The organism is Thermosipho melanesiensis BI429, from assembly GCF_000016905.1.
In the GTDB taxonomy this organism is placed as follows: domain Bacteria; phylum Thermotogota; class Thermotogae; order Thermotogales; family Fervidobacteriaceae; genus Thermosipho; species Thermosipho melanesiensis.
In genome coordinates, this window is the sequence record NC_009616.1 from 120,969 (window position 1) to 137,471 (window position 16,503).

Annotated in this window: 13 protein-coding genes and 5 tRNA genes; 10 read left to right on the forward strand and 8 right to left on the reverse strand. The window is 32.1% G+C overall.

Features of this window, described 5'->3' with window-relative positions:
* The 10 genes from TMEL_RS00625 (at nucleotide 1) to TMEL_RS00670 (ending at nucleotide 5,527) form a co-directional block, all read left to right on the forward strand.
* Entirely contained in the window at nucleotides 1-990 is a 990-nt protein-coding gene (locus tag TMEL_RS00625) for an ornithine carbamoyltransferase (RefSeq protein WP_012056357.1), read from the forward strand.
* Nucleotides 991-2,283, forward strand: a complete 1,293-nt coding sequence (locus TMEL_RS00630) for an amidohydrolase family protein (RefSeq protein ID WP_012056358.1) — start codon at nucleotides 991-993, stop codon at nucleotides 2,281-2,283. It abuts the gene before it with no gap.
* Nucleotides 2,283-3,563 (forward strand): amidohydrolase family protein, encoded by a 1,281-nt coding sequence (locus TMEL_RS00635; RefSeq protein ID WP_012056359.1) that lies wholly within the window; start codon nucleotides 2,283-2,285, stop codon nucleotides 3,561-3,563. The genes TMEL_RS00630 and TMEL_RS00635 overlap by 1 nt, the downstream gene beginning before the upstream one ends.
* A 12-nt stretch (nucleotides 3,564-3,575) precedes the next feature.
* Nucleotides 3,576-4,658 carry a 4Fe-4S binding protein gene (locus tag TMEL_RS00640; protein ID WP_012056360.1) on the forward strand — a complete coding sequence of 361 codons (1,083 nt, stop codon included), beginning with the start codon at nucleotides 3,576-3,578 and terminating at the stop codon, nucleotides 4,656-4,658.
* Nucleotides 4,659-4,742: 84 nt separating this feature from the next.
* Nucleotides 4,743-4,819: transfer RNA gene (locus TMEL_RS00645), tRNA-Pro, on the forward strand.
* Nucleotides 4,820-4,822: 3 nt separating this feature from the next.
* Nucleotides 4,823-4,898, forward strand: a tRNA-Gly gene (locus TMEL_RS00650).
* A gap of 17 nt (nucleotides 4,899-4,915) precedes the next feature.
* Nucleotides 4,916-4,992 (forward strand) — tRNA-Arg (locus TMEL_RS00655).
* Between the two features lie 23 nt (nucleotides 4,993-5,015).
* Nucleotides 5,016-5,091, forward strand: a tRNA-His gene (locus tag TMEL_RS00660).
* 33 nt (nucleotides 5,092-5,124) lie between these two features.
* Nucleotides 5,125-5,201: transfer RNA gene (locus tag TMEL_RS00665), tRNA-Arg, on the forward strand.
* A 62-nt stretch (nucleotides 5,202-5,263) separates the two neighbouring features.
* A complete protein-coding gene (locus TMEL_RS00670; protein WP_004104037.1) occupies nucleotides 5,264-5,527 on the forward strand; it encodes a stage V sporulation protein S in 264 nt (87 codons plus the stop codon).
* Between the two features lie 48 nt (nucleotides 5,528-5,575).
* Here the strand turns inward: TMEL_RS00670 and TMEL_RS00675 are convergent, their stop codons facing one another.
* The 8 genes from TMEL_RS00675 to thiI are packed head-to-tail and all read right to left on the reverse strand — an operon-like array spanning nucleotide 5,576 to nucleotide 16,468.
* Complete coding sequence (locus TMEL_RS00675) at nucleotides 5,576-7,123, reverse strand: bifunctional UDP-sugar hydrolase/5'-nucleotidase (protein ID WP_012056361.1); 1,548 nt, start codon at nucleotides 7,121-7,123, stop codon at nucleotides 5,576-5,578.
* Nucleotides 7,124-7,162: 39 nt separating this feature from the next.
* Complete coding sequence (locus TMEL_RS00680) at nucleotides 7,163-8,884, reverse strand: ABC transporter ATP-binding protein (protein WP_012056362.1); 1,722 nt, start codon at nucleotides 8,882-8,884, stop codon at nucleotides 7,163-7,165.
* A 5-nt stretch (nucleotides 8,885-8,889) separates the two neighbouring features.
* Nucleotides 8,890-11,034: a hypothetical protein gene (locus TMEL_RS00685; RefSeq protein WP_012056363.1), complete on the reverse strand. Its 2,145-nt coding sequence runs from the start codon at nucleotides 11,032-11,034 to the stop codon at nucleotides 8,890-8,892.
* Between the two features lie 10 nt (nucleotides 11,035-11,044).
* The gene (locus tag TMEL_RS00690) at nucleotides 11,045-11,659 is read right to left on the reverse strand and encodes a hypothetical protein (protein WP_012056364.1); all 615 of its coding nucleotides are present in this window, start codon (nucleotides 11,657-11,659) and stop codon (nucleotides 11,045-11,047) included.
* Between the two features lie 7 nt (nucleotides 11,660-11,666).
* Nucleotides 11,667-14,033, reverse strand: coding sequence for a hypothetical protein (locus tag TMEL_RS00695; protein WP_012056365.1), 2,367 nt, complete (start codon nucleotides 14,031-14,033; stop codon nucleotides 11,667-11,669).
* Nucleotides 14,033-14,560 carry a bifunctional nuclease family protein gene (locus TMEL_RS00700; RefSeq protein ID WP_012056366.1) on the reverse strand — a complete coding sequence of 176 codons (528 nt, stop codon included), beginning with the start codon at nucleotides 14,558-14,560 and terminating at the stop codon, nucleotides 14,033-14,035. The genes TMEL_RS00695 and TMEL_RS00700 overlap by 1 nt, the downstream gene beginning before the upstream one ends.
* Nucleotides 14,547-15,302 carry a lysophospholipid acyltransferase family protein gene (locus TMEL_RS00705; RefSeq protein ID WP_012056367.1) on the reverse strand — a complete coding sequence of 252 codons (756 nt, stop codon included), beginning with the start codon at nucleotides 15,300-15,302 and terminating at the stop codon, nucleotides 14,547-14,549. Before TMEL_RS00705 ends, TMEL_RS00700 begins: the two co-directional genes overlap by 14 nt.
* Nucleotides 15,299-16,468 (reverse strand): tRNA uracil 4-sulfurtransferase ThiI, encoded by a 1,170-nt coding sequence (gene thiI / locus TMEL_RS00710; RefSeq protein ID WP_012056368.1) that lies wholly within the window; start codon nucleotides 16,466-16,468, stop codon nucleotides 15,299-15,301. Before thiI ends, TMEL_RS00705 begins: the two co-directional genes overlap by 4 nt.
* Nucleotides 16,469-16,503: the final 35 nt, after the last annotated feature.

The following is a 16,503-nucleotide window of genomic DNA, read 5'->3' on the forward strand; positions in this document are numbered from 1 at the left end:
ATGTCTACATTTTTTAGAGGAAGACATTTTTTAACAACACAGGATTTTACAAATGAAGAAATTGAAATAATGTTAGACCTCGCCCGTGAACTAAAGATAAAATTTAGTTATGGTGAACCCACACCATATTTACTTTACAAAACACTATTTTTAATATTTTTTGACGAAAGTACACGTACTAGAAATAGCATGCAAGCGGGAATTGCTCAACTTGGTGGTACAGGAATATTTTTAACACCTGATAAAATGCAAATAGCGCACGGTGAAGTTGCAAAAGATACGGGAATTATCTTATCAAGGTTTGGTAATGGCATTGGAATTAGATACTGCAAATTCAAAGAAGGAAATAAATATCTTAGGGAAATTGCCAAACATTCAAAAGCCCCTGTTATGAACCTACAAGATGATGTATATCATCCTTTCCAAGTACTTGCTGATGTGATGACTATCCAAGAACGATTTGGAAAAAATCTTAAAGGACTAAAAGTAGGAATTAGTTGGGCATACGCAGAAAGTCACTTAAAACCTCTCTCTGTCCCCCAATCACAAATACTACTATTTACAAGATTTGGAATGGATATTACACTTGCATATCCTGAAGGATTTGACCTAATGCCTGAAATAGCAAAAGAAGCAAAGAAAAATGCGGAAAAATATGGTGGAAAATTAAATATATCACATAAAATAGAAGATGCATTTAAAAACGTAGATGTTGTAATACCAAAAAATTGGGGTGGATTCTTCGTCTCAGATAATCCAGATGAAATTAGGGCAGAACAAGCAAAACACAAAAATTGGATTTGTACTGAAAAACTTATGAAATTAACAAAGAAAAATTCTATTTATATGCACGCACTTCCAGCAGACCGCGGAAAAGAAGTTGAAGACAGTGTAATTGATGGCCCACATTCCGTTGTCTATGATGAAGCTGAAAATAGGTTACATACAGCCAAAGCAGTAATGACACTACTTATGGGAGGAAGATTTTAAGTGTACGATGTTGGAATAATAAATGGAAAAGTATACTTAGGAGATTTTATATATGCAAATGTATATATAAAATCAGGAAAAATATATGATATAACAACTTCATATAAAGGATGCAAGAAAGAATACAATGCAAACGAAAACTTAGTGTTACCTGGCTTTATAGATCCACACGTCCATTTTGAATTAAACTTTGGAAAACATACATCGGTAGATGATTTCGAAAGTGGAAGTATTTCCGCTATATACGGTGGTATTACAACAATAATAGATTTTTTAGATCCAATATCACATATAAACGAACTTGATAAAAACTTTGAGAAAAGGCTAAATCTTGCAAAAAAATCATACATTGATTTCTCTTTTCACGTTACGCTGGGAAACTTTAAAGATAATATAGATGAGCTCTTGAAAAAAACTAAAAAACTTGGAACAAGCTCCATAAAAATCTTTACTACATATTCATCAAGTAACAGAAGAACGAATGATAAAATTATGTATAAACTACTACAAAAATCCAACGAATACAAAGTACCAATTCTCATTCATGCAGAAAATGATGATATGATATCTGAAAATGTTCTAATAAAGGATCATGAAAATGCAAGACCAGCTATCTCCGAAATAACGGAAATTACAAAAATTTTAGAAATGGTTAACATGACAAATGGCATTTCATATATAGTTCATACAACTTGTGGAACCTCTATTGAAGAAACTCGAAAAAGATTTCCAGAAATAATAAACAAAAATATATACTTTGAAAGCTGTCCACATTATTTTTATTTTTCAAACGATGTTTATAAAGAAAAACATGGTTTTCTCTACACCATGACACCACCTTTAAGAAGTAACGAGGAAAAGGAAAAATTAAGAAAAAATATCGATTATATCTTCTCAATTGGAACAGACCATTGTTCTTTTAACAAAGAAGATAAAGACAAAAAAACTACAAAAGATTTACCTATGGGTATAGGAGGAGTTGAACACTCTTTTGTGCTTATGTATTCACTATTTGGTGAAAAAATAATAGATAAATTTACAACAAATCCTGCAAAGTTTTTTGGATTATTCCCGCAAAAAGGTTCACTATTACCCGGTGCGACCGCAGATGTTGTAATATTCTCACCAAACCAATATGAAAAAATTACAAGATCACATTCCAAAGCAAACTATGACATCTACCTAAATATGCAGGTTAAAGGGAAAATTCAAAAGGTTTTCAAAAGTGGTATATTGGTACTGGATCACACATTAATTAGAAAAACTAAAGGGAAATACTTAAGGAGGCTATGATGAAGGCTATCATTAATGCAAACATCTTTGATTATGAAAACTATATAGAAAATCAATACATTCTATTTGAAAATCAAATAATTGAAGTTGGTGCAATGGAAAATTATCCAGGAGCGCTTTATGAAATTAACGCAAAAAACTCCATTGTAATGCCTGGTTTTGTAGTAGGACATACACATATCTACTCCACCTTTGCTCGTGGTATTAACCTTTCTTTTTCACCAAAAAATTTCAAAGATATACTAGAACAACTTTGGTGGAAAATCGACGCAAAACTTGGAAAAGACGAAATATTCTATAGTGCTTTGGTTGCTGGTATAGAATTTTTAAAATCGGGAGTTACCACTGTTTTTGATCATCATGCAAGCGGTGCTTTAATTCGAAATAGCCTAAACACCCTAAAAGAAGCTTTAATTGACAATATAGGTTTAAGGGGGATATTTTGTTTTGAAACAAGTGATAGATTCCCAGTAAGAAAATGTATAGATGAAAATCTAGAATTTTTGCAAAACAACTCACAAATGTATGCTGGGATTTTTGGGTTACATGCTTCTTTAAGTTTATCAGATAAGACACTTAAAACCATAGCAGAAGAATACAACGGACCAATTCATATACACGTTGCAGAAAGTATTGACGATGTCGATTATTCAGTTTCAAATTACGGACTTACAGTTGTCGAACGTTTAAACAAATTTGGATTATTAAGAAAAAATTCTATATTAGCCCACTGTGTACACGTTAGTGAAAAAGAACTAGGATTAATATCAAAAAACAACTGTTATGTTGCATTAAATGTCTCATCAAATATGAACAATGCAGTAGGGTTACCAAATTACAAAAAGATGAAAACATTTAATGTAAAAACAATTGTTGGAAACGATGGGCTTGGTTTTAACTTTGCACGGGAACTCTTAGCACTATTATTTTCCATGAAATTAAATGGCCATTCTCCGTTGGCATTTAACCTTAATGATCTTAAAAATGTTATAACCAACACTTACGAAATTGCACAATATTATTTAAACGTAAAACTTGGCAGGATATTACCTGGTTATGCTGCTGATTTTGTGATAGTACCATACACACCACCTACACCCATAGACAAGACCAACGCATTTTCTCACTTTGTTTATGGAATTCTAGATAATTTTAAACCTTCACATGGAATAGTAAATGGAAAAATTCTAATGGAAAACCACAAAATAAACCTTCAAGTAAATGAAATATACAGTATTGCAAGAAAAATTGCACAAAGATTATGGGAATCACTAATATAATGAGGTGATAAAATGGACCTTTCAACGGAAATATCAGGCATTAAAATTGAAAATCCATTAATGCCTGCCTCAGGACCGTTAGTTGGTGATTACGAAAAAATAAAATTTATCGATTCAACAGGTGTTGGAGCAATTGTTACTAAAACTATTTCAACAAAGGCGGCAAATGTTCCAAGACCATGTATATACGGTGAAAATAACTTTGTTATGAACGCAGAACTGTGGTCCGAATTACCTCCCGAAACATGGATAAAAGAAATACTACCAAAATTGAAAAATGAACTAAAAAAACCTCTAATAGTAAGTGTAGGATATACAATAGAAGATATGGAAATCTTAATTCCACAACTTAATGAATACGCTGATGCATTTGAAATTTCTACACATTATGTAGGAAAAGATTACAATACAATAGCAAATATTGTAAAAGCTATTAGAAAAAATACAAATAAACCCATCTTTATGAAATTAAGTCCCCATATTCCAGATCCCGTAGAATTTACAAAAACAATTTTGGAAAATGGTGCAAATGGAATAGTAGCCATTAACTCCTGGGGACCAACAATGAAAATAGATATAAAAAACAGAAAGACATTAATAGGAAATGAAAAGGGACAAGTCTGGTTATCCGGTCCTGTTATTAAACCTATTGCCCTTTCCATAGTAAAAACAATTAGGGATGCTTTTCCAGATATTACAATAATAGGCGTTGGAGGAATAAAATCTGCAGAAGATGTAATAGAATTCTTACTTTCCGGGGCCGACGCAGTTCAATTACTCTCTTCTGCTCTTATCTTCGGAAAAGATATATACGAAAAAATTTTAAATCAACTACCTTCTACTTTAGAAAAATATGAATTTAATTCAATTAACGAAGTATTAAATACTGAATTAACTGTAGGAACCGTTAAATACACACCAAACTATCCAAAAGTAAACCATGAAAAATGTACGCTATGCGGAATTTGTGAAAAGGTATGTCCATACTTTGCAATAAAAATAGATAAAAAAGTTAAAATAAACACCTATAAATGTTTTGGTTGTGGGCTTTGTGAAAGTAGATGTCCAACAAAATCAATCAAAATAAAATATTAAAACAAAAATCTAAAAATATTTACATTAAGTATGTATTGACATGAAAATGCACATATGCTATAATCAATATCGGTCTCTGACATTCGGGGCGTAGCGCAGTTGGCTAGCGCGCCTGTCTTGGGAACAGGAGGTCGCTGGTTCGAGTCCAGTCGCCCCGACCACATGCGGGTGTAGCTCAATTGGTAGAGCATCGGCCTTCCAAGCCGAGGGTTGCGGGTTCGAGTCCCGTCGCCCGCTCCAGACCTACATGGTCTAGTGCGCCCGTAGCTCAACAGGATAGAGCACCGGACTTCTAATCCGGGGGTTGTGGGTTCGACTCCCGCCGGGCGCGCCAAAATTTAATACCTCTAAAACGTGGTGGCTATAGCTCAGCTGGTAGAGCGCCTGACTGTGGATCAGGTGGTCGTGGGTTCAAATCCCACTAGCCACCCCATTTTTTATATTACAACATATGTTAACGTAAAATGCGCCCGTAGCTCAATTGGATAGAGCGTCGGACTTCGGATCCGAGGGTTGCGGGTTCAAATCCTGCCGGGCGCGCCATATTGTCTTCCACTTAGATTTAGCAAACTTTTAAATAACATCACTGTAAAGGAGGTATTAACATGGAAGTTTTAAAAGTTGCATCTGGTTCAAATCCAAACAAGGTTGCCGGTGCTCTTGCGGGTGTAATCAGGGAAAAAGGGAAAGCGGAAGTTCAAGCAATTGGTGCTGGTGCCGTAAACCAAGCAGTTAAGGCTATCGCAATTGCAAGGGGTTATCTTGCTCCAAGTGGAATTGATCTTGTTTGTGTTCCAGCTTTTACCGATGTAAATATTGAAAATGAATCAAGAACAGCATTGAAGTTCATAGTCTTTCCAAGAGAATAATAAAAAGACACGGCCTTTCCGGCCGTGTCTTTATTTTTCTCTCATTTTCTATTTTCTTATGTATCTTGGTGTATCATCGTAATTCTCAATCATACCTTTTAAAGCTTTTTGAATGTATTCTACTACAACATCTGCCAAAACAAAGCCTGTATCGTAACCTGATGCTTTATTTTCTGAAAGCACTGAATATCCATCTCCTCCGCCTGCCATGTAGTTATTTGTTACAATTGTGTAAACTTTATCCATCTCAAGTGGCTTACCATTCACCATTACTTCTGTCACTTTTCCACCTTCACTCTTCCACACTAATCCACCAACATGTAACCAAGCACCTTTTCCTTCTGGAATTGTTGCTGCATATTCCAACACTTTCATTACTTGCTCTCCTGTCATTTTCATAACATACACTGTATTTCCAAATGGCAACACAGTTAAAATATTCCTTATGGTTATCTTTCCAGGTTCAACAGATGCTCTTATTCCTCCACCATTCTGAAATGCAATATCTGCTCCTGTTTTCCATAGCATTGCATCGGTTATTATATGCCCTAAGTTTGTATCGCCAGATCTTACATGTGCCCTTTCTCCATCCAACAAGATCTTTGTTTCCCCTATTATCGTATCAAGTTTTTCTGAACCAATTTTTGCAAAATAATCAAGTGGAACTTTTACATACTCAGTTGGTTTATATTCTTTTCCTACAAACTCATAAATTGAATTACCATCTTCATCTTTGCCCTTATATACTTTCAAATTAACTGGAATTGGTGTCCAATTCCAATTTTCTATTTTTCCATTTTCAACATCAAGTTCTAATTTCCCAACAATTTTTCCCCATTCCCAAGCTTGAACCACTATTGTGTTATTAATAACCTTCGCCTTTTCAAGTTTTGTATGACTATGCCCATCTATTATAATATCTATTCCATCAACCATTTTTGCCAACTCTTCTGAAGTTGTATAATTTCCTTCGTAGGCTTGTCCCATTCCTAAATGTGTAAGTGCAACCACAATATCAGCTTTTTTCCTTAACCCCGGAACTATTTCCTTTGCTACTTCTATGGCATTTCTAAACTCCAAGTCTCTACTGTACAATGGTTCTAAAATAGCAGTTTCTTCTGTAGTTAAACCAAATATAGCAATTTTTACCCCACCAACGTTTTTTATAATGTAAGGTTTAAAGAATGGCTTACCATCTTTGTAAATATTCGCTGATAAAAATGGGAATTTTGCAATATCCATCTGATACATCAACACATCTCTTGTTTTATCAAATTCATGGTTTCCTACTGCCATTGCATCTAATTTCATTCTATTAAGAGCAAAAATATCTGGTAATGCATTTAAAAGATCAGATTCAGGAACACCTGTGTTTATGTCCCCTGCATGTAAAAACAAAACATTGGGATTCTTCGCCCTTTCTTCATCAATAATTGATGCAATTACTGCAAAGCCACCTATATTTGGATTGTGATATTCACTAAATGTCCAAGCATGGCCATGAGTATCGTTAATGTGGAAAATAATAACTTTTGTTGCAAAAAGACTAATAGCAAAAATTACAAATAACACTACAAACAACTTAAAATTCTTCATAAGCCCACCTCCTTTTAAAGTTTGTACATATATATTTTATCACAAACTCTCTTCAATTAATTGTTTTTTATACATGTCTGCATACAACCCATCAATTTCCATTAATTGCTTGTGTGTTCCACTTTCTACAACTTGGCCATCGTCAAAAACATAAATTATATCTGCGTCTTTCAAAACTTTTAATCTATGTGTAATAATTATCATTGTTTTACTCTCCATACTCTTTCTCAAAGAACTTATTATCTTCTCCTCTGTTTCAGGATCAACCGCCGATAAACAATCGTCAAAAATAAAAACATCACAATTCCTTATCAATGCCCTTGCAATTGTTATTCTTTGCTTTTGACCACCTGATAAAGTTACTCCTCTTTCTCCAACAACTGTATCATAACTCTTCGGAAACCTTTCTATATCACTATGAACAGCAGAAAGCATAGCATATTCCTTAATCTGCCATTCTTCAAAATCATCCAAACCAAATGCTATATTGTTCTTTATGGAAGTGGAAAATAAAAATGTTTCTTGTGGTACATAGGAAATTTTTGTTCTAACTATTTTAGAAGGTATATCGTTAATATCATAACCATTTATATACACATACCCTCTTTCAACTGGATATAGCTTACTTATTATCTTCACAATAGTTGATTTTCCACTACCCACAGTTCCAACAATTCCTACTAACTGTCCCCTTTTAATTTCTAAATTCACACCTTTTAACACATATCTGTTGGAATCTGGATATTTGTAATTTAAATTTTTTATTGTAATATCATTTATTTCATCTATTTCAACAGGGTTATCAGGTTCTACTACTTTTGATTGTGTTTTTAAAACTTCCAAAATCCTTGTATATGAAGCCCTACCATTTTGGATAATATTAATAACCCAACCAAAAGCCGTTAATGGCCATACAATCATTCCAATATAGTTGTTAAAAGCAAAAAACATACCCAGGGTAATTTTTTGATTTATTACCATAGGTCCTCCATAGGCTATGGTAATAAAATAAGAAAGAGAACTTATGAAATGTATAAGCGGCCACATAATACCCCAAACTTTAACTAACGATAATGTTGCTCTAAAATTTCTGTTCGCTCTGTCTAAAAACAAATTCTCAAACTTTGGCAGTATTGAAAAAGACTTTAAAATTCTAATTCCATCTATTGATTCCTCGGTAAATCCACTTAAATCAGAAAACGTATCCTGTACTTTTTTAGATCTTTTGTAAATAAATTTTCCAAAAACAAGTGATATCAACATTATGAATGGTAAAGGAATTAACGCAATAAGCGTAAGTTTCCAACCCACACTTGTTGCCATGAAAAATAACGTTATAACAGACATAAAAGAAGCATCTACCATCATAACTATTCCAGGGCCTAGCATTCTTTCAATATTGTTCATATCATTTGTAAAATTCGCCATTAAATCTCCACTTCTATTTTTATCAAAAAAAGACATATCTAAAGATAAGATTTTATCGTATAGAATCTTCCTTGCCTCATAAGTAAATTTTCTTGCACTACCAATTATAAAAAATCTCCAAAAGAACCTTGTAAAAAACATACCAATGGCAATACCTATTATTCCAATTGCCATTAATTTTGCAACACCTATATCCGGTGTTTCTACATTCAAGCTATCTACCGCTCTAGAAATAAACTTTGGAACTATAAGCTGTAATGTGTCAACTACAATAAGTGTAATAACCCCTGCAAAATAAAACCAAATACGTCTCTTTAAAAACTCTCTAATCAAAAACATCACCTCTCAAGCTCGCCTATAAAAATATCCAATCCACCAAAATGTTTTTCAAAAAGTCCATTTACCGAACGAGTTTCACCTACAAACCTTATCTTATCACCAATCTTTATAGCCCTCTTTATTTCATCAAAATCATACCCTCCACCTACAAATGCCCAATTATCTAAATTACTTACAAAAAAGTCTACATATCCCTTTTGGTTGTTGTAAGAGACAAAATCTCCATCTTTAGAAAGCGTTTTACCGAAAAGATATATATTTTCTCCATCAATTAATATATCATTACAAATATCATCACCACTTCCACCCAAAATATAATCTTCTATTTTTTCACCACGTTCATTTAAAATCAAAACATATACATTCAAATCATTAGTAATTTTCCTTCTTTTGTCAAAATAAACGTTTGATAAGACATAAATTTTGTCATTTTTCACTAGTATTTTTTTTGCAAGTTCATTATCACTTTCACCAAAAAATTTAACCCATTTCAATTTACCCGAAAAATCCACATACATAACTAACAAATCTTTATTCTTTTCAAAAGTATTTCCCAAAATCACATATCCATCTTTATACTTTGAAATTGAAACCGCCTCGTCTAAAAATCTCCCACCAAAATTCCTTTTCCATATAACATTTCCATTTGTATCCAACTTCATTAAAAATATATCTGACCAACCATAAATATCTAGAAAATCATTAGACCAAGTATCACCAAAAACCAATATACCATCATTCTCAACTAAGAGCTTCTTTGCCCGATCTTTAAACTTTCCACCATACGCTTTTTTCCATAAAATAACATCACCTTTTAGTGCATAAAGCACTATATTGTCTTTACTATTTGAAAGCAAAAAGGTTAAACCATCTTTTTTCTTAACATCAACCGGCATATCGTCTATATAAAACTTTATACCATCTTTCAAAACAAAATATTTTTCCCCTTCTCTACCAAATATATATTCTCCATCGATATATTCATAGCCATAAACGTAATCATCAAATTTTGAACCAATCACATTTAGAATCTTAATTGCAGGACTTGTTGAAAATTCATAAATAGGTGTTTCAACAGAATTCACTCCATCATTTACCTTAATCTTCCAGTAATACTTAGAATTTGGTTTTAAATTTCTAACTTCATACACCGTTGCTTTGTAATTTTCTACTACAGGAACTAGTTTTTGAGGTGAGGTTCCAAGATAAATGGTTGATAGTACTCTATCCTCATCTTCTATTTCCCATTTAAAAACTATACTGTTAACTACTCCTTTTAATTTATTCTGGGGAGAAATAACATTCAACTTTGGAGGATTATTTTTCTTGTAAATTATCTTGTAATCACTGTATATGATATCTCCCGTTTGAAATACCACCTTCAACCTTAATTTATGCTCAACATTTGGAATAATTTTTAACCTATATTCCCGAGGGGGCAATTTTATTTCTCTATTATCTATCTCAAGAAAATACTCCGCGCCATCGAGATTTTCATATCTTACAAGATAACCCTTTTTATCTTCTACAATTTCGAAATTTACTTTTTTAGGAATTACCTTAAATTCCATCAATTTCGACTCAGCTTTAGCACCGTACTCATCTTCACAAATTACCTTCCAAAAGTAATTTCCATACGAAAGTAACATTTCATATGTATTATTTTCAACATCAATTGTTTTTTCACTTTCACCATCACTTAAATATAAGATACATCTTGTCTTATCTTCATCTTCTACATTCCAAGAAAATATCACATTTTGGCCATCAACAACATTCTTTGCATTTAATATCTTGGGTATATCATTTAAAATAGTAAAACTACTTTGAGAAGTCTCAAGGTAGTCATTCCCAAATCTTAATCCTACCTTCCAAAAATAAGTTCCAGGTTTAAGTAATAATTTATACTCCTGATCAATTCCTTCATAAACCTTTTTATCGTTTAAAAAAACCTCAGACAAAAAAGTAATATCTCTTTTGTACTTGATATTCCACTTTAAAACCACATTTCTTGAATCAATTTTTGGTGGTAAAAGTGAAATTTCTGGCTCCTCCACCTGAGTTAATTTCACAACTAATACAATTGAAATCAAGATTAAAACTAAGAAACCCAAATATATAAATAATTCTTTTTTGTTTTCCAAATTCTCCCCCCTAAAAGACTATCGTTTTCCAAAATATACTAAATACAATGGCAAAAGTAGGACTTATCCACCAAACATGATCGAATTTTTTTACCTTCCATAATCTAAACAAAAAGCCAAAAATCAAAGCCAAAAACGCCAAAAGTGGTTTATTTGCAAGGTAGAAAATAAAAAATGCTAACCTTTCAGAAATTCCTTCTAAATCTTCATACATTTCAATTGCAGGGTAAAAATTTCTAAAAAAGTACGAGAGGGCAGTAGTTACCAGCGCCATACCAAGAATGTACAAAACGAATTCTTTTGATAAGTATGATGTTTTAAAGTAAGTTGAAACAAATATATTAAAAACCAATGCAGTTACTATTCCAGATAATTCAACTAAATGATAGTGTAATTGCTTTTTTACCTTTATACGTAAATAATCTAAAAACAAATGGATAGCTATAAAGGCAAATAAAACAACTGGTACCGTATATAGTAATGTATCAAAAGTAAACGCCAAAATTGCAAAGACAGACCAAATTATATGTTGGACAAAATCCCATCCTTTTAAATGTCTTAACTTACTGTTATGTGTAAAGCCATGATCTGCAACGTAATGCCCTAAAAAAAGATGTAGCATCATATCACTCCTAATCTTTTTTTACCTTATATTTCAAAATTCCTGTTTTTGTTACTAGATAAAGATACTCATCATCTACTTCAGTTGACAATACTTCCGTATCAAGTTTTTCAATAATTCTCAAAACCCTTCTCTCAGGTATATCTATTATTGTTATAAAGTTCTTACCTACAGTAAGTAAGTAGTTCCCTACTCTACTAATAGAAATATTTCCAATCCATCCTTCTCCAATATAATTCCCTGTGGTTGAACCTATATCGTAAAATAAAAATCCATAACTCCTTGTAACAGCTAATACTTCATTTCTATAAATAATTACATCAGATATATCTATACCTTTATTTTCAAACTCTGGAACATTTAAAAGTAACTCAAGTTTGGGAATATAAATTTGTTTGTTTGTAAACATAATAAGATAATTATCAACAACTTTTATTCTTCCATATTGCCCTTTTAAATCTATTATTTTATTTCCTGAAGGATCCCAAAAACTAACTATTTCTCCTGCATTATTTGCAGTATATACTCCCTCTTGGGTAGCAAGAAAATCGGTAACATAAACAACGTTATACTTCTTCTTTATCGCAGGGCTATAAAAGTATATTTCATTTGGTGTCCTAAAAGATACTCCACCAAAACTTCTCTTAAGGTTAAATATTGGCCCTTCTAACAATTTCGTTCCATTACCATAAAGCCCATCAGGACCACCTGTATAAATAACTGATTTAAAGATGGCAATCTGATTTCCAGGAAAATCCAATTTTTTCTCAAAATCTACAATTATTGAATCCGATATTTTTGCTCCATCAAATCTATACGGTCTAAGCTTTGATAAATATACTTCCTTTTCTTTTTCGGTCTTAGAAACATATTCCCTATAATTATCATCTTTATACTCCGGAATTTTTATTTCACCAAATTCAAAAAGTTGTTTTAACTTTTCTACAAAATCATTAGAAGAATAAAATGTATATGCATCACCATCTATCTGAACTAGTTCCATATCTTTAAGTTTGGCAGAGGTTACAGAAACAACACCATCTCCTGTTCCTTTCACTAATTCAGGATAAAATTTTTCAAGCGTACTACCTTTTACATCAACACCAAAAGGAGGTTTGGTTCCCATAAAAGATACCATTTTTACATTATTTTTCTTAGATAAATCTACAAGCTTTTCCAACACCTTTGAATCGGGTAAAATTTCGCTCCAATATGTGTTTATAGTTTCTATAAATGTATATATATGAGTTTGCAAAGAAGAAATTACATTAGAATCTAAATTGTAAATCTTGGAAAGTGCATCAGAAGATTTGCCATACAAAAGTGATCCAAAATATACAGGATTTGCCACATTTGTTCCTCTGAACGGCACAGAAACAAAAGCTATATTCCTCACATTACTAATTTCGGGATGTAATACTAAACAATATGCAACTATTAACCCACCAATATCTTGAGCAACTATATCAAACTTAAAATTTTTAAATCTTTTTAACTCTGATGCCAATCTTTCCGCCTCAAATTCAATATAGCTTTTCAATTCTGAACGTTTAAAATAATCATCTACCATGTCTTTGTATAACTTTGATCTTACTTCGTATAGAGGATAATTGTAAATCATTATCGTTCTATCAGAAAAAACCACAGACCAAAAGTTTAAATCAGGAGTATCATCGGATTTAAAATACCCTTTAAAGTTTCTATCTGTACCTGGTACAACCAAAATAGAAGGTTTTGGCGTCAACTTTTCCACCAAAACCTTTATTCCCAACTCTTGTTTTTTTGGATTTAGAGCAACTATTCCCACTTTTGAACTGTGAAATGATTGTGCTTCAACAAAATATCCTTTTTCATCTTTACCAATATAGCTTCCTGGAAAAATCCTATATGCCGAACCATCTTCTGGAATATACGCAAGTGCTACATTGTTGTAATCTATACCATAAAAATAATCAGCCGGAAAATAATACCTAAACGTAAGTGGAATGTACGCAAAATCTTTTTTTCCGTCTTTTGGAATAACATCATACACCGTATCGATAAACGGAGCATTCTCAAATAATGTCGGAGCTGTTTCCGGGGTTAGAGGATTTAAATTGAAAGATTTCTCATATGGAAATGCCCCTTTAGGTATGTTAATGTATAAATTTTTAACAATTGTCATTTCTTGTTGAGAATTAATCTCAATTTGAGATTTATTCTTCAGAAATTGAGTTAATAAAATTGATAAAGAAACAACAATCACAACAACTATTACTGAAAGGAATAAAAGAACCTTTCTTTTGTATATAGATTTCAAAATGTCTATTAATTTGTCAACTTTTAGCTTTCCCAAAAAATCTTTCAACTTATTTAAGAGATTTTTAAAAAAATTCATTAATTATCCCCCTGCGAACCTTTTTTAAATTTTTTAAATTCATTAATATCCAAGTTTTCAATAAACTTCCTAAATTCTTCACTATCGTTATCCATACTTTCTCCATCATATTGCAATGTGTATGTGTTATACAACTCATTGGAAATGTAGATTGGAGAATTCGTTTTTAGTGCAAGAATTATCGCATCAGAAGGCCTTGCATCAAATTCTAAAAAGTATCCTTCATTCTCCTCTTCAGTAACAGTTAAATCTCTAAGAATAACTTTTGCATAGTAAGTACTATCTACAATTTTATTTATCAATACCTTTTCTACTTTTGATTCTAATCCTTCTACCATTGAAAGTAACAAATCATGTGTCAAAGGTCTTTCAAAAGAAACGTTTTCAAGTATCATAGCAATAACACTTGCTTCGCAAGCCCCTATCCAAATAGGAAGAATTTTTTTTGTTCCTTCTACTTTCAAAATTACCACTGGAGAATTATTCAACTTGTCTAAAACTAAAGACTCAACCTTAACTTTTTTCATCAAAATTCCTCCTTTCCAACATCTTAACCCCCTCAATTATTATATTACGCACATGATTTCTTAAGTCTTCCTCACTTTCAAAAAGACTAGGATCAACCAATTCATGAATTTTTATGTAAACAGGATATCTATTTAACATTAAACTCTTTTTTCTCAAAACTTTATGCACGCCCCATATTGAAACAGGTAAGATTTTAACTTTGTATTTAAAAGCTATTTCTAAACTTTTCTTTTTAAACTCTAAAACGTTTCCATCATGACTTCTTGTACCTTCAGGAAAGATTATAAAATGAACACCAAATTTTAACTTTTCTACTACTTGCTTTAAAGCCATTGCCGTTTTTCTTACATTTCCCCTGTCAATTAACACACTTCCCAAATATTTTAAATACCAATTTATACCTGGAACCTTTCCCAATTCTCGTTTTGCAATAAACGCCACTGGTGCAACATAACCAATTATCAAAGGTATATCTAGAGCACTCTGATGGTTAGCAACAACAATAAAGTTCTCACCTAAATTTGGTTTCTCACCAAAAACATGCACTTTTATACCCAACAACCTAAATGCCATTCTTCCAAAAACTTCAATTTGATGTATGACAAATCTCCTTGACAAATTCTTGTTAAAAAGTCCAACAAGAAAACCTATAAATAAAACTATAGAACCATACACAACTATGTAAATAAATGCACCAACTAAAAAATAAATTGTGTAAAAAAACCTAAAAAAGTTTTTCATAAATCCCTCCCCAATGTATAACTTTTTATTTCTCTATATGCTTTCTCTTCCAAATCGTGCAATTCCTTTAACCCACTTTCTAAATCCCTTAAAATTTCAACCGATGAGTTTGTTGCCGGATTCTTTGGCGCAAAAGCCACACAACTATCTATATACGGCAAAATGGAAATTTCATATGTACCTATCTCTTTTGCTTTCTCTACAATGTCAATCTTTTCAAATCCAATCAAAGGACGCAAAACAGGAACATTTGATGCATCTTCAATGGAAGCTAAATTGGATAAAGTTTGACTTGCGACTTGGGCAATATTTTCACCTGTGATAAGCGCTTTAGCATGCCTTTTTCTTGAAAGTTTATTTGCAATTCTCATCATACTTCTTCTTTGTAAAATTAAAGAGTATTTATCAGGTGCATTTTTCTTAATGTATTGCTGTACCTCAGTAAAAGAAACAATATTAGCCTTAATAGGTTCTGGTGAATATTTGGCTAAAATACTAGCCAAATCTAATACCTTCTTTGCAGATTTTTCACTGGTAAACGGTGGACTCAAAAAGCTTAAAGTTTCTATCTTTAATCCTCGCTTTAACATATACCAACCCGCCACTGGGCTATCAATTCCACCACTTAAAAGCAAAATTGCTTTTCCAGAAACACCTACTGGAAATCCTCCATACAATCTTTCTTTCCCAACAAAAATAAAAGCCTCTTTTTCTTTAAGTTCTATCCCAACAGTAATTTCAGGATTGTGTACATCAACTTTTAAATTTTTAAATTTTTCAAGCACAAAAGCACCAATATATGCACTTAATTCGTGTGAAGTCAAAGGAAATTGTTTGTATGACCTCTTTGTTTGAACTTTAAAAGTTTTTTCATCTTTTAAGCTCAAAGTCAATAGTTCTTTCACAGCTTCTTTTATCTCATCTAAATCATGACTAGTTGCATATGCATAACTAAAACTATGTATGCCAAAAACATACCTTAGACGCTCTTTTATTTCTTCAAAAGACATTCCTTTTAACCTTATAATTATTCTTCCATACCTTTTATTTACTTCAGGTGGTTTAACTATTTTTCTTATGTTATCAATCAATTTTTTTTCAAAATATCCTCTGTTTTTTCCTTTTAAACCTATCTCTGAATATCTTACAACAACTACAGGTTCCATCTAATACCACCCTCCAGTATTATATTCTACCATAG